The organism is Mesorhizobium sp. M0139 (assembly GCF_040322455.1).
GTDB lineage: Bacteria > Pseudomonadota > Alphaproteobacteria > Rhizobiales > Rhizobiaceae > Mesorhizobium.
Map to the genome: position 1 here is coordinate 105661 of NZ_JAMYTN010000005.1, position 18784 is coordinate 124444.

Sequence of the window (18784 nt, forward strand, 5' to 3'; positions counted from 1 at the left end):
ACCGGGCACAGTCAAGAAGGCGTAGGCCCAAGAAAGTCTAGCAGGCGTTGACCTGTCTGCAGGACCATCCGCCGCCATCGGTATCGTGGCAGTCTTCATAGCTGCCGTAGCAGGTGTTCGTCGAATTGCGATACCAAGGGTAGCCGCCAGGACAGCAAACATCTTGTTGTGCAGTCTGGATAAATTCCTTTGCCGGCCGGCTTTGGTTTTCCGGATTGCCTCCCGCCAAAAAAAGAGACATCGGGTGTGACACAACAGACCTAACCGGCATATCCATGCTTGAATTGCTCACCGCAGACGAGCTCAAAAAAATCATGCCAACAGCTAATGAAAAAAATCCCCGCGCACTCATCTTCTCCTCCTTGAGGGAAATAGAGACGGCCAAAAATAACACAGCTGCGTCGATTGCGTAAGCGATCGCTCATATACCTCGACACGCTCGCGGGGAATTGAAGCGGGGCGGCAAGCCTGACTGCGCCTCAGCGCCAGAATGGCGCCGCAAGCAGCCGGCATTATGTCGCCGTGCTGATCGTCGCCGAACTGCACAGCGATCCGTCCGATGGTGAGACGCCGGTGCTGGCGCCGGCCAAATTCCGGCATGCGGTGCTGGTGCCGACCATGAACGTCCAGTCCACCGCCGAAACTTCCAGCGCGCCGTCGCGGAGGAACTGGCGGTGGTCGAGAATTTCGACAACCGGGCCGTTGTCGGGCTTTTGACCGAGGGCCATCTGATACGGCGCTACGCCGAGGAACTCGACAAGGCGCGGCGCGACCTGTCGGGCGAAGACTAGGCCTCGGCCGGCATCTTAAATGTCCCTACTCGGCGCTTGCCACGTGTACAGTGTCACTGTACAAATTGTTCAGTGGGAGAAAAAGACGGGATGAGCACCGACCAGGCTCCGGTCAAGAATGGCGTCGCCTCGACGGCGACGCATGCCCATCAGATGCTGGGCCAGCGGCTGAAGAGCCTGCGTCTCGGCCGGCGGCTTTCGCTGCGCGAACTCGCCGAGCTGACCGGGACCAGCGCCAGCTTCATCAGCCAGCTCGAGCGCGGCCTGACCGGCGCCAGCACCGCCTCGCTCAACCAGATGGCCTCGGCGCTTGGGGTGAGCGTGGCGATGCTGTTCGAGGATAGTGCCGCCGGGCAGCGCGGGGTCTTGCTGCGCAGCGAGCGGCCGAGCCTGCCGCCCAGCGACGGCTGCCGCAAGATGCTGCTCTCGCGTCCCCCTTTAAGCGACATGGAAGTCTATGTCGGCGAGTTCGAAATCGGCGGCTCGACCGGCCCAGCGCTCTACACCCATGGCGACGCGCACGAGATGCTCGTCGTGCTGCGCGGCATCGTCGAGGTTTCGCTCGGCGATGTCAGGCATGTGCTGGAAGAGGGCGACAGCATCGAATACGCGACATCGACAGCACATCGCTCAGAGAACATCGGCAGTGGTCGAGCCGAGGTGATGTGGATCATTGCGCCACCGACTTCGGTGCGCGCCGAACTCGATCAATACAGGGCCTGGAAACCGCTCGCAGCCAGGTAGGTTCAATCCATGCGGGTCAAATGGGAGAACAATAATCATGCTGAAAACAAGACATCTTGGCCTTGGCGCCGTGCTGGCGCTCGGCGTTCTGGCAACCGCAGCGTTCGCGCAGGAAAAGCCTGTCGCGGGTGAGGTCAAGGAAGGCTCGCTCAAGGGAAAGACGCTGACGCTCGTCTCCTATGGCGGCATCTACCAGGACGGCCAGGCCGCCGCGCTCAAGGAGTTCGTCGAAAAGTCCGGCGCCACGCTGCTCAATGACGGGCCGACAGAGATCGCCAAGCTGCAGGCGCAGGTCGAATCCGGCAACGTCACCTGGGACGTCGTCGACACCGCCGACCTGCCGCCTTACGTCTATTGCGGCAAGCTGTTCCAGAAGCTTGATTTCAGCAAGCTTGACGTCTCCAAGGTGCCCGAGGGCCAGGTCGGCGAATGCTCGGTGCCGGCGATGAACTACGGCGTCGTGCTGATGTACAACAAGGAGAAGTATGGGGATAACCCGCCCAAGAGCTGGGCCGATTTCTTCGACACGGCAAAATTCCCGGGCGTGCGCGCGCTGGATGGTTCCGGCGATCCGACCGGTGGCCTGCTGGAGCAGGCGTTGAAGGCGTCGGGCGGCGATCCGAAGGCGATGACGGTGGCCGACATCGACAAATCCATCGACGTGATCCGCAAGCTCGGCCCCGACACGATCTACTGGAAGACCGGCGCTGAATCGCAGCAACTCGCCGAGTCCGGCGAGGCCGACATGCTGATGATGTGGACGGGCCGTGCCATGACGGCGGTGAAGAACGGCGCCAAATATGCGCCGGCCTGGCAGGACTGGCTGGTGGTGATGGACCAGATGACCATTCCGGTCGGCGTCAAGGATACGGATGCGGCTTATGCGCTGCTCAATGCCTATCTCGGCAAGGGGCCGCAGGAGATCCTGGCGCAGCAGACCTCCTATACGCCGATCAACAATGACGCGCAGCCAAAGGTCGATGCGTCGGTCGCCGCCTTCCTGACCAACACGCCAGAGCGCCAGAAGCAGGGTTACAAGCAGAACATCAAGTTCTGGGTCGAGAACTTCCCGGTGGCGCAGGAGAAGTGGTCGGCGCTGATGGCAGGCAACTGAACAGCCGAGTGAGAGCCAGGCCGTGAGCGCGTCCGAACCCATCGCCCAACCCGCCGCCGATGTGCGGCCCGGTCGGGCATGGCGGCCGTTCGCGCTCACGGCGCCGGCGCTCATCCTGCTTGTCGCGGTGATCGGCTACCCGCTGCTCACCATCGTGCTGCGCAGCCTGTCGGAACCTGAGTGGGGGCTGCAGAACTATGCCTGGTTCTTCGGTGCGCCGGTGAACCTGACGGTGCTGCAGCGGACCTTTGTCATCTCGGCCTGGGTGACGCTGGTGTGCGTCATCGCGGCCTATCCCTATGCCTATCTGATGACCGCGGTCGGGCCGCGCGTCCGGCTGGTGCTTGTGCTTTGCGTGCTGATCCCGTTCTGGGTGAGTGGTGTGGTGCGAACGCTGTCATGGGTGATCCTGCTGCAGGATTCGGGCGTCATCAATTCGTTGCTGCGCTCGGTCGGGTTCGGCGGCGTCAAGCTGATCCGCACCCAGACCGGCGTGGTCATCGGCATGGCGCAGGTGCTGTTGCCGTTCATGATCCTGCCGCTCTATTCCGTGATGCAAGGCATCGACCTCAGGCTGATGCGTGCGGCGCAAAGCCTCGGTGCGCGGCCGTCGCGCGCGTTCTTCACCGTCTATCTGCCGCTGTCGCTGCCCGGCGTCTATGCCGGCGCGATCATCGTCTTCATCCTGTCGCTCGGCTTCTACATCACGCCTGCTTTGCTCGGCGGCCCGCGCTCGACCATGCTGTCGACGCTGGTGCAGACGCAGGTGCTGAGCCTGCTGCAATGGGGCAGGGGCGGCGCCATGGGCGTCGTTCTGCTGGTCACCACCTTCGTGCTGCTGGCGCTGGCAGCACCCGTGATGCGGTCCAGTCATCGGGAAGCGGGGCGGCGCTGATGGAGATGAAGCCGCTCACCCGCGTTCTTCTCGGGCTCGTCTGCCTGCTGGTGGCGATATGGCTGGTGGCGCCGACGCTGGTCGTGGTGCCGATGTCGTTCAACGAAAACAAATCGCTGGCCTTTCCGCCGCAAGGCTTTTCCTGGCAGTGGTACCAGAATTTCGCCACCAATCCGGACTGGTCGAACAGCTTCCTGAACTCGCTGAAAGTCGCCTCCATCGTTGCCGTCGTGGCAACGGTGCTCGGCACGCTTGCCGCCTTCGGCCTCGACCGCATGAAGGCGCGGCCGGCGAACCTTTTACGCATGCTGATGCTGACGCCGATGGTGGTGCCGGGCGTGGTGCTGGCGATCGGCATCTATGCCGTCTATCTCGACACGCAGCTCGTCGGGACGCTGCTCGGCTTCGTGCTGGCCCACACCATCCTTGCGCTGCCCTTCGTGCTGATCGCGGTCTCGGCCAGTCTCGAAGTGTTCGACCGCCGGCTGGAGACAGCCGCAGCCAGCCTGGGCGCCGGCGCACTGACCACGTTTCGCACGGTGACGCTGCCGCTGATCGCGCCGGGCGTGCTCTCCGGCCTGCTGTTCGCTTTCGCCACCTCGTTCGACGAGATTGTCGTGTCGCTGTTCATCACCAACCCCTATCTCAAGACATTGCCGGTGCAGATTTTTGCCTCGATCACGCGCGACGCAGATCCGACGGTGGCGGCTGTCGGCACGATCCTGCTTTTCGCGACCACGATCCTGATCGGCGGCGGCATGCTCCTTCTTGGCCGCGAGCGGAAAGGACGCCAATGAATCCGAAGCCGACAAGCAAGGGCGCGGCGATCGATCTCGAAGCGATCAGCAAGGCCTATGGCGGCTTCAAGGCGCTGGACGGCGTGTCGCTGCGCATCGAGCCCGGCGAGTTCATGACGCTGCTCGGCCCCAGCGGCTCGGGCAAGACGACGACGCTCAACGTGATTGCCGGTTTCACCGATGTCACCAGCGGCAAGCTTCTGGTCGGGGAAAAAAGCGTCGTCGGCGTGCCGGCGCACAAGCGCAACATCGGCGTCGTCTTCCAGCATTACGCGCTGTTCCCGCATATGAGCGTCGGCCGCAACGTCGCCTATCCGCTGACGCTGCGCGGCGTCGACCAGGCGACGCGGCAGACACGCGTGGCAAGGGCGCTCGACATGGTCAAGATGGGCGATTTCGCGCATCGCTATCCCAGCGAATTGTCGGGCGGCCAGCAGCAGCGCGTGGCGCTGGCGCGCGCCATCGTCTTCGACCCGCCGCTGCTCCTGATGGACGAGCCGCTCGGCGCGCTCGACAAGAAGCTGCGCGAATGGCTGCAGCTCGAGATCAAGCGCATCCACCGCGAGCTCGGCACCACCTTCGTCTATGTCACGCACGACCAGGAAGAGGCGCTGGTGCTGTCCGACCGCGTCGCCGTGTTTAACCGCGGGCACATCGAGCAGGTCGGCACCGGCCGCCAGCTCTATGACGAGCCGGCAACGCTGTTCGTCGGCCGCTTCATCGGCGATTCCACCGTGCTGCGCGGCGAGGCGCGCAGCGATGGCAACAGCACCGCGCTGAGCATCGCCGGCGAGACGGTGACGGTACCGCGTAAGCTGTCGGGAGAAGCCAGCCCGGTGATGCTGCTGCGTCCCGAAAAGCTCGCGATCCGAAGAGCCGGCCAAAGTGCTGCCAATGGCGCCAACCGCCTGTCGGGGACGATCGCGGAAGCCATCTATCTCGGCTCGGAATCGAAATACGAAGTTAAGCTCGCCGACGGCTCGGCCGCGATCGTGCGCTCACCGCTGACCGGCGAGAGTTTTGGCCTCGGCGACAAGGTCGAGCTCTGCTTCGACGGCAGCGACGCCAAGCTGCTGGCGGACGACGCAAGCGCCGACACCACACTCACCTGATTCCATCTGGCCTGATCCCATCTGGCCTGATCTCATCTGAAAGTCATTCCATGCAAGCCAAGCGCAACGGCGACATATCGTTCTGGTATGCGGATCTGGGGGCGGTTCCCGTTCCGCGCCCGTCCTTGCCTGGAAACATCGAGGCCGATGTCGCCATTGTCGGCGCCGGCTATACCGGCCTGTGGACCGCCTACTATCTGAAAAAGGCGAAGCCATCGCTGCGCGTCGTGATCGTCGAGCGCGAATTTGCCGGCTTCGGCGCTTCGGGGCGCAATGGCGGCTGGCTGTCGGGCGGCTTCAGCTGGTCGCGCGAAAAATATCTCAAGACATCGAGCCGCCAAGGCGTGATGGCGATGCAGGCGGCGATGGCAGGCTGCGTTGATGAAGTGATCCGGGTCGCGACCGAGGAAGGCATCGACGCCGACATTCGCCGCGTCGACAATCTGACGGTGGCCACCAACGCAGCGCAGTTGGAGCGCGTGCGCGAAGAATGCGAGACGATCCGTTCCTGGGATGTCGACCCGAACCGCGTCGAGATGCTGGACGCCGCCTCAACGCGCACGCGCATCAACATCCGTAACGTCATGGGCGGCTTCGTCGTCCATGGCCAGGCGCGGGTGCAGCCGGCCAAGCTGGTGCGCGGGCTTGCCGATGCCGTCGAGCGGCTGGGCGTGCCGATCTATGAGAAGACGACGGTGACAAGCATCGCCAAGGGCAGCGTGACGACAGACCGCGGTACGGTGCAGGCGGAGACGATCATCCGCGCGACCGAGGGTTTTACATCAGGCATCCCCGGCGAGGAGCGGACCTGGCTGGCGCTCAACAGCGCGCAGATCGTGACTGAGCCGCTGCCTGCCGACCTGTGGCGCGACATCGGTTGGGAAGGGCACGAACTGCTCGGCAATGCGGCGCATGCCTATTGCTATGCCCAGCGCACGCGTGAGGGACGCATCACGATGGGCGGACGCGGCGTGCCTTATCGCTACGGCTCGCGCACCGACGTCAACGGCCAGACGCAGCAGGCCACGATCGACCAGCTGCACACGATCCTGACGACGCTCTTGCCGCAGACCAAGGGATGCCGCATCGATCACGCCTGGTGCGGCGTGCTCGGCGTGCCGCGCGACTGGTGCACCACGGTCGGCCTCGATCCCGCGACCCGCATCGGCTGGGCCGGCGGCTATGTCGGCCTCGGCGTGTCCAGCTCCAACCTTTCGGGGCGCACGCTGGCTGACCTTGTTCTCGGGGCAAACACCGAGCTGACGAAGCTGCCCTGGGTCAACCGCAAGGTCAGGCCATGGGAACCGGAGCCCTTCCGCTGGCTGGGCGTGCATTCGATGTACCAGCTTTATCGCATTGCCGATGGCCGCGAGGCGGCAGGGCTTGCGCGCACCTCGAAGCTGGCCGCGTTGGCCGACAGCATCACCGGCCACTAAAGCCATTTGTTCTCACGCAATTCCGGGGCAGACCCCTTTCCTGGAATTGCTCTTATCCATGGAGCTAGACTTGATCGATCTTTCGACCTTCCACGATCTCGCCAAGGCCGAGATCGGCGCGTTCTCTCCTAAGCCAAGCTCGATTGAAGGCGATCAGGTCGAGGCCGTGCGCTCGTTCTTTCAATCGCCTGACGGGACTGTCGATGTCGGCATCTGGGAATGCACGCCCGGCCGCTTCACCGCCGATCGTTCGGACTCGTCGGAGATCTGCCACATCATTTCGGGGCGCGTGGAACTGAGCCGCATCGATGGCGAGGTGCGGGAACTCGGTCCGGGCGATCTCCTCGTCCTGCCGCAGGGCTGGAAGGGCGAGTGGCTGATACGCGAGACCACGCGCAAGCTCTACATGATCCAGAGCGCCGGCTGACCGGCGCTACGGCTATGGCGAGCTCAGTGATCGATCGGCCCCTTCGGCGAGACCAGCGCGGTGCCGGCGGTCGTCGGGCGCTCGATCAGGCGGCGCACGCGCGGCGGTTCGTCGCCGCTGTGCAGCGCCCGCACCCGCTCGCCGACGACGGCGTCGGCATGGGTGGCGCGCCGGTTGTGGCGGATGTATTCCAGCCAGGTCGGCGTGTGGTAGTGTTCGATCCAGACTGCGGGATTTTCTAGGTCCCGAGCCAGCGTCCAGTTGCGGGCGCCGTCGCGGCGGCGGATGCGCCCGCGCTCGGCCATGGTGGCGAGGAATTCGGGTACATCTTCGTCGCGGATAATGTACTCTATCATGATGGCGATGGGGCCGCTGCGCGGCTTCAGGTCGAGGCCGAGATGCGGCTCCTTGAAGCGGTTGAGCGGGTCGAGGTTGAGAGTCGTCTGCTGCGGCAGCGGCAGGAACAGGCCGATGGCGCCGCCAACAAGCATCGCGATGGCCGCCGCAATCAGCGCGGTTTCGGCGCCATGCGCATCGGCAACGACGCCCCAGATCCAGCTGCCCAGCGCAATGCCGCCGAAGGTCGCCGTCTGGTAGACCGACAGCACCCGGCCGACGACCCAGCGCGGCGTCGACATCTGCACCGTGACGTTGAAATGCGACAGCGCGATCACCCAGCAGGCGCCGCCGATGAGCAAACCCGCCGCAGTCTGCCAGGCATTGAGGCTGATGGCGGCATTGAAGGCGCAGACGGCAAAGCCGGCGAAGGCCATCCGCACCATCGTCTCGCTGGACAGCAATTGTCTGAGACGCACGCTTATCAGCGCGCCGCCGACGGCGCCGATGCCGAAGGCGCCGAGCATGATGCCGTAGGTCAAGGCATCGCCCTTGACGACGTCGCGCGCCACCAGCGGCAGCAGCGCCAAAACCGCGCCGGCGCTGAAGCCGAAGGCGGAGCCCCTGACCAGCACCTTGCCGATGTTGGGCGACATGGCGACATAGCGCAGGCCGGCGCCCATGGCGGCGCCCAGCGTCTCGCGCGGCAGCGTCGAGACCGGCAGCTCCGGCTTCCAGCGGAAGAGCACGATGATGAGACCTATATAGCTCAGCGCATTGGCGGCGAACGCAGCAGCCGCACCAGCGGCGGCAACGATGATGCCGCCGATCGCCGGGCCGACGCTGCGTGTCAGGTTGAAGCCCAGTGAATTGAGTGCAACCGCGGCCGGCAGCTTGTTGCGCGGCACCATGTCGCCGACCGATGCCTGCCAGGACGGGTTGTTGAGCGCCGTGCCGCTGTCGATTAGGAAGGTGAAGGCAAGCAGCGTCCACGGCGTCATCCAGCCGTTCCAGGTGAACAGCGTTAGAAGTGCAGAGACGACCAGCATGAAGATTTGGGCGATCAGCATCACCTTGCGCCGGTTGAAGCTGTCGGCGATGGCGCCGGCGACGAGTGCAAACAGCATGATCGGCAGAGTGGCCGAGGCCTGGACCAGCGCCACCTGATAGGGCGACGTGGCGATGGTGGTCATCATCCAGGCGGCGCCGACGCCCTGGATCAGGCCACCGAAATTCGACACCAGGCTGGCCGACCAGACGGCGCGGAAGATGCCGTGCCGGAACGGCGCCAGCGCCGAAACGCGTTCGCTGTCCGGCTCGTCATCGATCATCAGACCTGTCCCACCTTAACGTGCTGGTTTCGTCCGCGGGGACGACAATCATGGCATCCGTTTGAAATAGAGCACGACATCCAAAAGGGCGAACGCGTCTTCGAAAAAGATCATGGTCCAACAACAGGATAGCAAGGCGAAAATACGTCAGCCGGGAATGGTCCGCTACCCAGAGCGATGTTCTCATTGGTCCACTGCGCGGGGCTGTCGGCCGCGCGCGAAGTCAGCTTCTGTCCCGGGCAGCGGTATGCAAGGCTTCGGTCAGCGTGCCTGTCGTCTCGCCGCCGGCGTGAAGGCGCAGGAAAAGCTCCATGCCGACAAGCCGCAGCCTGGACGGTTGCTCGCGCCGCGCCAACTGGACCATGTCCTCCAAATTCGCGGCGGGCCATTTCAAGGCATCGCGCAGGAAACCGCCGCGTAGCAAAGTCTCCGTGCCGGCCGAAAATTGCGACGACATCTCGAAGCCGATCTTGCGCGCCTGGACGTTCTGGCGCGGAATATGCTTTTCAGCGACCTTTCGCAAAAGCCATTTTCCTGTTTTGTCGCGGTATTTCTGCCGCCTCGGCAAATGGATGGCGAAGTCGATCAGGCGGTTTTCCAGGAACGGGACCCGCAGTTCCACGGACGCCGCCATGCTCAGCCGGTCGTGCCGGTGCAGGATGTCCTGCAGATGCGAATAGAGGTCGTAGAGGCAACTACCGAGAAAGGCGCGATCCGCGGGCGGCATAACCGGCTCCAGGCGGTCGAAGATCTCGGTTTGCAGAAAATTCAGCTCCGGCGACAAAGCACGCAGGACCATGCTGCGATCCATTTGTGAGTGGCTTCCAGCCGAGACCTTGTAGGGGGCATGACGCTGTTGCTCGAATCTCCGGTCGAGCGAGCGCTTCGAATGGACCAGGCGCCGGGGCCACGACCAGGAACGCCACTTCTTCATGCTCAAGGCCTGCAAGGGGTAGCCGCCAAACAATTCGTCTGCGCCTTCGCCGGTGAGCAGCACCTTGACGCCATCGGCCCGGCATCGTTCGGCAAGCGCCAGCAGTGCGACATGGCTGGCGTGCCAGCCATCGCTTTCAAGATGCCAGATTACCCTTGGCCAAAGTTCGAAAAACCGGTTCCTGTCGACCGGCACCCGGCGCAAGGGCACGCCGACATGGCGGCCGGTGCGTTCGGCGTCTTCGGCCTCGCTGTTGCCGAGCTGCGGGTCGACGACATAACCGTGGACTTCCGGCCTGAACCGCTTTGCCAGCGCCGTTATCAGGCCGGAATCGACACCGCTGCTGCAGGCGGTGGCAACGCTGGTATCGGCGATGCAGTGAAGTCCGACGCTGTCCTTGAGCAACGCCTCGAGCGTCGCCATGTGTTCAGCATCAGCGGATGCATCGCCGGTAATGCGCGCGGTCTCCAGCACGTCCAGCACATGCCAGAAGCGGCGCTTCTCGATAACGCCATCGGTGATCTTCCACAGGCCGGCGGGCGGCAGGCGCTCGATGCGGTCGAACAGGCTGTAGCTGGAATCGCGGCTCTGCCAGGCAAGCCGCAAGGTGATCTCGCGGCTGTCGATGTCGCGCGGAAAACCGTCGCAGGCGAGGATCGCCTTGTCCTCCGAGGCGAACAGGATTCGCTCCGGCGTGTCGGCCACCGACATCGGCTTGATTCCAAGACGATCACGCGCAAGCCACAGCGCACTGCTGCGAGCGTCGAAATAGGCGAAGGAAAACATCCCGTCGAACAGCGGCACGGCTTTTTCGGGACCCCAGTGATGCAAGGCTTCGAGAACCACTTCGGCATCGCAGATGGTTCGAAAGACGACGCCTTGCGCCTGCAGCGTTTCGCGCAACGAGCGGTAATTGTAGACCTCGCCATTGTAGACGAGAACGCCATCGCCGGAAGAAGTCAGCATCGGCTCACGGGCGGCGGGCGAGGGATCGATGATGGTCAGTCGGCGGTGACCGAGGGCCAGCCGATTGTTGTGCCAGCTGTCATGATCGTCGGGGCCGCGATGTACCAGCGCCTGCATCATGCTGGCGACATCCGACAGGTCGTTGGCGTCGATCGGGTTTCGTTTGCGCCAGACGCCGGCTATTCCGCACATGGCCTGCCGGTGAGTTCTGCCTGAGTCATGGCCTGCAATCTAGCCGGAACACAGCCGCCTGCAAGCGCTGCCTAGAACCCGTTTTCAATGCGCTCGAAGATGACGTTGGTGAAGGCCGATATCTGGCTGCCGATGAACGGACCGGTCAGCGCCACGACCAGCATGATGGCTACGATCTTGGGTACGAAGGTCAGGGTGATTTCCTGGATTTGGGTCAGGGCCTGGATCAGCGCGATGCCGATGCCGACCACCATGGCAACCAGCACCACCGGCGCGGACGCGACGAGCACCGTCCACACCGCATACTGGACGATGTCTAGGGCGTCGGCCTCGTTCATGTGAGCGCGCCTCTATGGAACTGTCTAGCTGGCCGGCTTTATCGAAACGCCCGCGCCGACCGGCACTTCGGTGCCGTTCTGCAGCACGGCGATCACGCCGTTGCTTGCAAGCTTGACCGAGGCCACGACGCCGGTCGTCTTGCCGTCGGCCGAGGTGATCGAACGGCCGATCAGGGCATCGGCCTGCGACAGCGCCGACGACTGCATGATCTGGTCGAGCTTGGTGTTGGTCTGCACCGATTGCTCGACCTGCGAGAAGGTGGCGAGTTGGGCGACATACTGCGTCGAATCCATCGGTTTCGTCGGATCCTGGTTCTTCATCTCGGCGATCAACAGCTTCAGGAACGACTGGTAGTCGACCGCTGTCTTCGACGTCTGCTGGGTACCCTGGTTGGCGCCCGTGGGGATCGTCGTCGTCATGTCCACATTCATCAGTATTGTGCTCCCACGGCCAGCGGGCGCTTCGCACCCTGAACATCGTCATTGCCGCCAAGTGCGCGGCGTTCGAGCGGATAAAGCGCGCGGATAGCCTTCAGCGCTTCATAGATATGGTCTTCGCCGACCATGCGGTCGATCTGCTTCAGCGCGCCACTGATCTGCTCATCCTCGAAGCTTGCCAAAAGCAAGGGCAGCGAGCGGCGGAACATGGCGCGCGCCTCGATGGCGCCGGCCGGGTTCATCAGCATCACCTGCAGGATGAAATAGAGCTGCTTGAGCGGCGTCGAGGCATCGTCGGCCTGGATGACATGGTTCTCGAGCAGGAACTGTACGTCGTTCATCAGCTCGACGGTGACCTTGCGGTCGACGCGGATGACGGCGCCGTTGATGTAGATCTTCTCGTTCGGCTTCAGCGATATCTTCAGCGTGTTGGTCATTGAATGCCGTCCCGGATGATCTGGGACACTTCGATCAGCCCTTCGAAATTGTCGGTGCGGCCCTGGCGGATGTCCTCGGCCTCGCGCAGCAGCCACAGGCCGATGGAGATGAGGTTGGCGCGCAGTTCCTTGGGCAGGACATTGTCGCTGGAACCGAGATCCTCGACGAAGGTGGTCCAGACCCGGTTGGTGAAGTGCAGCGCCTCGACCGCTTCCATCGAGGTGTGGCCGACCGCCGCCGCCGCCGCCAGCATTTCGATCGAGCGGGTCAAAAGCTGCCGCTCGCGATCTTTCGCATCGGCAACGGAGTCGGTCTGGATGTCGGCGTAGGAGAATTGGTACATCGTTTGGCTCTACCGTTGCGGTTGAGATTGTCAGGTCAGGTAGTTCAGCAGGCTCATCTGCTGCAGGCGCGCGGTCAGCGCGAAGGACGTCTCGATATGCTGCGTCAGATCCGCGACGCGGGTGGCTGCCTCGGCGGGGTCGACGCCTTCCAGATCAAGGATATGGCGCTCGAACAGGTCGACCTGCGTCTTCATGCGGTCGCTGGCGTCGGAGACCCGCTTCTCGGCAAGGCCGGTCTCGGCCTGCAGTTGCCCTAGCCCGCCCAGCGCCTCGCCGACCATCGCCTGGGCGCGGCCGACAACGGTGGTCTTCGCCGCCTGGCTGATATTGCCGGACAGCAGGCCGGTGATCAGGGCGGAAGCCATGGCGAGCTTGCGGATGCTGTCGTCATTGGCGCTGGCCGAGGTTTGGGTGGTTTCGCCCAGCGAAATGCGGCTGACGATCTGCTGGTCGGTGGCGTTCGACCAGTTGGCCTGCCAGCCGGAGCCCATGAACTGCGGCAAGACATTGCTGGTGATGAAGCCGTCCATCTGGGCGGCGGTGATGTTGGCAGCGAGCGGATCGGCCTGCGTGAAGCCGAAATACGACGAGAAGGAAGCGTCGAACGCCGCCTTGGCCGGCGAGCCCGCGGCGGTGAAATCGTCGATCGGCTTGACGTCGGTGTTGGTGCCGGCAAACAGATATTCGCCGTTGACGCTGGCGTTGAGGATAGAGGTCATCTGCTGCACGGCGGCCTTGCCGGCTTGCTGCGTGATGGTGCTCGAGGAATTGCCGGCGGCGGTCAGCGCGGTCAGCAAATTCTGCGCAGTGTCGGAAAGCTGGCCAAGCGCAGCCTGCGTCGAGGACAGCCGCGCGGTGACCAGCGAATTGGAATCGATGATGACGTTCAACCGGTCGAGGTCGCGCGAGAAGGTGACCGCCTGCGAGGTGCGCGCGCCGAGCGCCAGACCGACATCGGCGACGGTGCCGGTCGTCGATTCCTTGGTGGCTTTGACCAGTTCGGCCTGCATGCGCATCTGCTGATAGCGCGCGGCGTTGGAGAGGGCGGCTGATGAGACGGATGTGGCTTTCATGGCTTATCCTACGGCATCGAGCAGGGCCGACAGCATGTCGTCGACGGTTTTCATCATGCGCGCCGAGGCCTGATAGGTGTGTTCGAGGTCGAGCAGCAGCGACATCTCCTGGTCGACATTGACGCCGGTGTCGTTGGACAGCGCCTCGGCGGTGCGCGATGCCAGCGCTTCCTTGGCGTCGGCGTTGCTCGAGGCCTGCTGGCGCTGGCCTTCGAACCAGCCAATGGCATTGGCGGCGTAGTCGGACACGCTGGACGTGACGGTGATGCCGGCCGCAGCGTCGAAAGGCATCGGCTTGTCGAGCTTGTCGCCATAGCCGATCAAGAGCTGCGAATAGGAGGCGTTGCCGGCAGTGTTGGCGATATAGGCCGCACCATTGGCGCCGCCGTCGCGCAGCAGCACCGGATTGCCGCCGACGCTCGAGTCCATTGCGGCGTTGACCTTGATCGAGCCGGCAAGCCCGTCGATCAGCGTGCCGGCGGCCGGAATGGCGGGCGCACCCGACCAGGTGAACAGGCCGGTTCGGTCGGGCTGCGAAGGTGCTGTTTCGGCAAAGGCGGTGATGAGGCCGCGCGCCACTTCGTCGAGCTGGCTCTGCATCGTCGCCGCGACGCCGTCGCGCAAGGTGATGAGCCCGGCGAGCTTGCCGTCGGCGCTGGTGTTGCCGCCAGCCCCGGCGCTGACCGGCACATTGTCGATGTAGATGGTGTTGCCTGGTGTGCCGGCCGTGTAGCCCGCCGACGGGGTGAAACTTACCGAGCGCGGAATGGTCTCGAACAGTGTCGTGCCATCCTTGGTGGTGATGACCATGTCGTTGTCGCCACGCGTGAAGGTCGACACCGGCACATAGTCCGCGATCTTCTTCAGCAAAGCGTCGCGCTGGTCGAGCGCGTCGGATGCGTCGGTACCCGAACGGGTTGCGGAGATGACCGCCTTGTTGGCGTCCTGGAACTGACTAAGCAGCGAGTTGAGATCGTTAACCGCCGTTGATATCTCGCCATCGGCCTGGGTGCGGAAATCCTGGATCGCGTTGGTGCCGTCGTTCAGAGCGCGCACCACCTGCTGGGCCGCGTCGATGACGCTGGAGCCGAGGTTCTGGTTGGATGGCGTAGCGGCGTAAAGCTGCAGCGCGTTCTGCAGCTTGCCGATCGCGGTCGAGGCAGAGGAGGCGTTGTCGACGCCGTTGACGGCAACGGCGAGGCGGTCAATTCCGCTGTAAAGCGTGCTCTGGCCGCTCCATGCCGATTGCGCGCTAAGGTTCTGGCGAAACAGCAGGGCGTTGGTGGCGCGCTGGATCTCGACCGAGCGGGCGCCGGGCGCGCTGCTGACGACGACCGCCGTGCGGCGGGCATAGTCGGGGTTGCTGGCGTCGGCAATATTGCGGGAAAGGACGCTGGTCTGCTTCGATGTGGTCTGAAGCGACTGTTGGGCTATGGTCAATGCGGAAGTCAGCGACATGCGGGTCTTTCACGAGGCCAGTGGGGAGGGGATGACGTCTCTGCCCTGTCGGCGGCGTCGGCGTTCGGAAACCTGCAATTCCAGACCACCCCGGCCGGTTTGCCGGTGTGGCCTTGAATTCGAAATCCGCGCACCGCGCTGCTCTGGTTTGGGTTCATTCCCCTGGCGCCCGTCGTTTATCTCTTCAGGTTGACAAGGACATCCATGAGGTCGGAACCGGTCTGGAACACTTTCGAGTTAGCGGTGTAGCTGCGCTGCGCCGCGATCATGTTGGTCAATTCCTCGGCGATATCGACGTTGGAATTTTCCAACGCGCCGGAGATGATGCTGCCGAGCTTGCCTTCATTGGCGAAGCCGATGCGCACGGTGCCGGAGTCGGTGGACTGCGCATAGACATTGCCAGGCAGTGCGGTGAGGTTGTCGGCGCTCTGGACGTCGGCCAGTGGGATCTTGAACAGCGGCTTGGTCGAGCCGTCCTGATACTGGGCGTAAATGACGCCGTCCTCGCCGATCTGGATCTTTTCGATCGTGCTGGGCGCGTTGCCGTTGACCTTGGCTTCGGAGACCGTGAAGCCGGTGCCGAGCTGAGTCAGCTTGGACAAATCGAGGTCGAGCGACGCACCGCCCGGTACGGGGATGGTAATCGAATCGACGGCGCCGGTGAGTTTGCCGGTGGTGGTGTCGAAGGTCAGGTTGGCCGTGGCCAGCGCGCCGCCCGTATAGGGGAAGGATGTGCCCGGCGTCGCCTGGGACTGGTCGAACACAGAGACCGACCAGGTGCCGGTCCCGGTGTTGGTGAAATAGAGGTCGAGCAGCTTCTTGTTGCCGAGATTGTCGTAGGTGACCATCGAGGATTTCGACGTGTATTCCGCCGTCGGGCTGTTGGTGGACGGCAGCGGACCGGCGGGCGGCGTGGCGCCGGCCGGCAGATTGGCGTTGAAGTTGCCCGCGGTGCTGGGCGTCGCGGTCATTTCCTGGTCGGAGATCTGGACCGGCACCAGCCCTTCGAAACCGTTGGCGGTGGCAGCCGGTGTGCCGTTGGCGTAGCTGTAGGCCATCAGCTGGTAGCCGGCGGCGTTGACCAGTCTGCCCTGAGCGTCGGGAACGAATGCGCCGGCGCGGGTGAGGAAAGGCGTTCCGCTGGGGTCCTGGACGACGAAGAAACCGTTGCCGTTGACCGCAAGGTCGGAAACCGAGGTCGTGTACTGCAGCACGCCCTGGGCGCTGATGGCCGAGCGGATGGTGGTGTTGACGCCGCCGGAATTATAGGCGCCGCCGACCTGCGGCATGATCAGCGTCGAAAACTCGGCCGAGGATCGCTTGTAGCCGGTGGTGTCGGAATTGGCGATGTTGTCGGCTGTGGCCGAAAGGCGGTTGGCCTGCGCGTTCATGCCGGAAACGCCGGTCCGCATCATTCCGTAAAGGCTCATCGAAACGTCTCCTCAATGCCCAACATCGTTGGGCCCATGTCTGTGGTCGCGAGGATATAATTTTTGTCTTGCGCGAGGCTGGCGCAGACCGGCATCAGAACACCAGCCGGTAGCCGAGGAAGCGCTTGGAATCTATCGGGTCCTGACCAAGCTTTTCGCGCAGTTTCTTGCGCAATTTGGAGATGTGGCTCTCGACCACGTTCTCCTCGACCTCTTCGTCGAAGATGCCGTAGATGGCGTTGAAGACCTGGGTCTTGGTGACGCGGCGTCCGCGGTTGCTCGCCAGATATTCGAGGATGCGGCGTTCGCGGCGCGGCAGAGGCAGCGGCTGGCCATCGATCTCGGGATCGCGGCCATCCATGAAGATGCGCATGGCGCCGATCTCGGTGTAGCTGACGTCCTCATGGGCGCGGCGGCGGATGGCGGTGATGCGGGCCAGGATCTCCCGGATATGGACCGGCTTGCGTATGACGTCGTCGACACCGCTCTCGAACAGCCGCAGCGTATTCTCGAGCGAGTGCTGTTCGCTCAGCGCAATGACCGGAGCGCCGGTGCGGTCGCGGATCTGGCGTGGCGAGATGGCGCCTTCGCGGCAGTCGCCGATGAGGAAGGCTCGGACCGATCGCAAATCCGTGTCGGCGGCCGATGTCACCCACTCGCCGAATTCACCGGACGCGAAGCCTGCACAGGCGACGCCCTCACGATCGAAAAGTGAATTATAGCCTTCAGTTACGAGCTCACGCTCGTCAACGATTACAATCATCGGCCCCGCCTCCGAATCAGATCATCTGCCCCGTGGGAAGAGCCGTAACCGGTGCCGGGAATCCTGAACAACCATCATTTCTTGTAGCTATTTTCTTGGGAGTTATTTCGAGTTTCGAAATAACCGCAATCAGGAGGTTGTATCGTTGGTTGCCGAACGGGTGACGTGGCACGTCACCCGCCGGGCGTGGATTTGCAACCGTTCGCAAGAGATTATTCACCTAAGGGTTGCAAAAGTTGCGGGCGTTCGGGGTCCATTTGCCGAAGCCGGTGGCGACCATATTGGCGATGACGCGGCAGACATAGAATTTCTGCGCGGGATCATTGTCGGGGCCGGCGTGGTAGCGGGCGACGGCCATCGACCAGCTGACATGACGCGCATGCAGGCTGGCCAGGAAGCGTGCGGCATAGTCGACATTCTGGCGCGGGTCGAGCATGTCGTCGACGCTGCGGAAATGCGCGGCGTGATAGTGATGGTTGATCTGCATGCAGCCGAGATCGATGAGCGTCTTACCCTCGCGCCGGGCTGCTTCGAAGGTGGCCAGGGCCTCGGTTCGGTTCCTTGGAAATACCGCTTTCCCCTCTATATTCAACGCATTAGGTTGCAAGCTACCCTTCTTGCCGGTCTCGGTCAGCCCGACCGCATAGAGGATGCCGGCGGGCACGCCATAGCGGTCGGCGGCACGCAAAATCTCGGGCTCGCAAGGGTTGGTGGCGGCGGTGGCCGGCTTGGTGGCGAGGCTAGATAAACATATCGTCGCCAGCGCGCTCGCCAGCAGGCGCGCCAGCGCGGCCGAATTCCTGGGCATCGTCATTGCGGTTTCTTCCCGACTGCTGGCCGTCCGAACCCGTATTGTTGCCGCTCGAGTTTCCGGGCTGAAAAGCGGACTGGTCGCGGCCTTGCGGCATTGGATGCGAGTTCGCTGCATCGCTGCGGGCCGCTGCGTGGATCGCTATCGAGGGTTGCAGGATGGTGACCTTGTCGACATCGAAGCCGAGCCCGCGCAACGACTTCACGATGGCGTCGCTATCGGTGGCGAGACGGCGGTAAGCCTCATGGGTTTCGGGCTTCAATTCTATCGAAAGTTGTTCTCCGGAAAGCCTGAGACTGGCGGTGACCATGCCGAGCTCTGCCGGGTGAAGCTCGATCTTCAATATATGTGTCGGAACGGCAACAGAACCGGCCGTCTGGGCGCTCGTCGACGGCGTCGAAACCGCTTGCCGCAGTCCGTTGTCCGAAGCCAGCACGTCGATAAGCGCCGAAGTCGTCTGGTTCATCGGGTTTTGCGCCGGGGCCGGGAAGCTCTGTTCGGCAACAATGTCGACGCGCGCAGCGAATGGCGGCTGTTTTCCCTGTGTGGCCGATGCCGCGGAATGGGCTCCATCGACGGACTTCGCCGACGGCGCGGACCGTTTTGCCTCGGGTGC

The 18784-nt window shown here is 63.5% G+C and carries 20 protein-coding genes; 7 read left to right on the top strand and 13 right to left on the bottom strand.

Features of this window, described 5'->3' with window-relative positions; all coding sequences use genetic code 11:
- Positions 1-37: 37 nt before the first annotated feature.
- Positions 38-352 (bottom strand): hypothetical protein, encoded by a 315-nt coding sequence (locus tag NKJ58_RS09925; RefSeq protein ID WP_155921527.1) that lies wholly within the window; start codon positions 350-352, stop codon positions 38-40.
- A gap of 529 nt (positions 353-881) precedes the next feature.
- On the opposite strand from NKJ58_RS09925, the gene NKJ58_RS09930 reads away from it, so the two are divergent.
- Genes NKJ58_RS09930 through NKJ58_RS09960 form a run of 7 tightly spaced genes read left to right on the top strand, consistent with a single transcriptional unit; the run spans position 882 to position 7316 of the window.
- Positions 882-1535, top strand: a complete 654-nt coding sequence (locus NKJ58_RS09930; RefSeq protein WP_027049833.1) for a helix-turn-helix domain-containing protein — start codon at positions 882-884, stop codon at positions 1533-1535.
- A gap of 37 nt (positions 1536-1572) precedes the next feature.
- Positions 1573-2649 (top strand): extracellular solute-binding protein, encoded by a 1077-nt coding sequence (locus NKJ58_RS09935; protein ID WP_023683282.1) that lies wholly within the window; start codon positions 1573-1575, stop codon positions 2647-2649.
- Positions 2650-2671: 22 nt separating this feature from the next.
- Positions 2672-3544, top strand: coding sequence for an ABC transporter permease (locus NKJ58_RS09940; protein ID WP_023683283.1), 873 nt, complete (start codon positions 2672-2674; stop codon positions 3542-3544).
- Positions 3544-4341: an ABC transporter permease gene (locus tag NKJ58_RS09945; protein ID WP_023683284.1), complete on the top strand. Its 798-nt coding sequence runs from the start codon at positions 3544-3546 to the stop codon at positions 4339-4341. Before NKJ58_RS09940 ends, NKJ58_RS09945 begins: the two co-directional genes overlap by 1 nt.
- The gene (locus tag NKJ58_RS09950; RefSeq protein ID WP_023683285.1) at positions 4338-5453 is read left to right on the top strand and encodes an ABC transporter ATP-binding protein; all 1116 of its coding nucleotides are present in this window, start codon (positions 4338-4340) and stop codon (positions 5451-5453) included. The genes NKJ58_RS09945 and NKJ58_RS09950 overlap by 4 nt, the downstream gene beginning before the upstream one ends.
- 50 nt (positions 5454-5503) lie before the next feature.
- Positions 5504-6889 carry an NAD(P)/FAD-dependent oxidoreductase gene (locus tag NKJ58_RS09955; protein WP_023695740.1) on the top strand — a complete coding sequence of 462 codons (1386 nt, stop codon included), beginning with the start codon at positions 5504-5506 and terminating at the stop codon, positions 6887-6889.
- A 58-nt stretch (positions 6890-6947) separates the two neighbouring features.
- Complete coding sequence (locus tag NKJ58_RS09960) at positions 6948-7316, top strand: cupin domain-containing protein (RefSeq protein WP_081725355.1); 369 nt, start codon at positions 6948-6950, stop codon at positions 7314-7316.
- 23 nt (positions 7317-7339) lie between these two features.
- Here NKJ58_RS09960 and NKJ58_RS09965 read toward each other — a convergent pair whose 3' ends face one another.
- The 12 genes from NKJ58_RS09965 to fliK form a co-directional block, all read right to left on the bottom strand.
- Positions 7340-8983, bottom strand: coding sequence for an MFS transporter (locus NKJ58_RS09965; protein WP_023671898.1), 1644 nt, complete (start codon positions 8981-8983; stop codon positions 7340-7342).
- Between the two features lie 223 nt (positions 8984-9206).
- Positions 9207-11075 carry an asparagine synthase (glutamine-hydrolyzing) gene (asnB, locus tag NKJ58_RS09970; protein ID WP_023691732.1) on the bottom strand — a complete coding sequence of 623 codons (1869 nt, stop codon included), beginning with the start codon at positions 11073-11075 and terminating at the stop codon, positions 9207-9209.
- A 71-nt stretch (positions 11076-11146) separates the two neighbouring features.
- Positions 11147-11413, bottom strand: a complete 267-nt coding sequence (gene fliQ, locus NKJ58_RS09975) for a flagellar biosynthesis protein FliQ (RefSeq protein WP_023671896.1) — start codon at positions 11411-11413, stop codon at positions 11147-11149.
- Between the two features lie 24 nt (positions 11414-11437).
- Positions 11438-11845 (bottom strand): flagellar hook assembly protein FlgD, encoded by a 408-nt coding sequence (gene flgD / locus NKJ58_RS09980; RefSeq protein WP_023671895.1) that lies wholly within the window; start codon positions 11843-11845, stop codon positions 11438-11440.
- Entirely contained in the window at positions 11845-12288 is a 444-nt protein-coding gene (flbT, locus tag NKJ58_RS09985; RefSeq protein ID WP_023683290.1) for a flagellar biosynthesis repressor FlbT, read from the bottom strand. The genes flgD and flbT overlap by 1 nt, the downstream gene beginning before the upstream one ends.
- Positions 12285-12632, bottom strand: coding sequence for a flagellar biosynthesis regulator FlaF (flaF, locus tag NKJ58_RS09990; RefSeq protein WP_023671893.1), 348 nt, complete (start codon positions 12630-12632; stop codon positions 12285-12287). The genes flbT and flaF overlap by 4 nt, the downstream gene beginning before the upstream one ends.
- Before the next feature lie 30 nt (positions 12633-12662).
- On the bottom strand, positions 12663-13706 hold the full coding sequence (locus tag NKJ58_RS09995; protein WP_023671892.1) for a flagellar hook-associated family protein: 1044 nt from the start codon (positions 13704-13706) through the stop codon (positions 12663-12665).
- A gap of 3 nt (positions 13707-13709) precedes the next feature.
- Complete coding sequence (flgK, locus tag NKJ58_RS10000; protein ID WP_023686357.1) at positions 13710-15164, bottom strand: flagellar hook-associated protein FlgK; 1455 nt, start codon at positions 15162-15164, stop codon at positions 13710-13712.
- Between the two features lie 176 nt (positions 15165-15340).
- Positions 15341-16594, bottom strand: a complete 1254-nt coding sequence (locus NKJ58_RS10005; protein ID WP_023691731.1) for a flagellar hook protein FlgE — start codon at positions 16592-16594, stop codon at positions 15341-15343.
- 94 nt (positions 16595-16688) lie between these two features.
- Positions 16689-17357: a response regulator transcription factor gene (locus NKJ58_RS10010; RefSeq protein WP_023683295.1), complete on the bottom strand. Its 669-nt coding sequence runs from the start codon at positions 17355-17357 to the stop codon at positions 16689-16691.
- A 220-nt stretch (positions 17358-17577) separates the two neighbouring features.
- Positions 17578-18165 carry a transglycosylase SLT domain-containing protein gene (locus tag NKJ58_RS10015; RefSeq protein WP_023804743.1) on the bottom strand — a complete coding sequence of 196 codons (588 nt, stop codon included), beginning with the start codon at positions 18163-18165 and terminating at the stop codon, positions 17578-17580.
- A complete protein-coding gene (gene fliK / locus NKJ58_RS10020; protein WP_352560385.1) occupies positions 18098-18634 on the bottom strand; it encodes a flagellar hook-length control protein FliK in 537 nt (178 codons plus the stop codon). The genes NKJ58_RS10015 and fliK overlap by 68 nt, the downstream gene beginning before the upstream one ends.
- Positions 18635-18784: the final 150 nt, after the last annotated feature.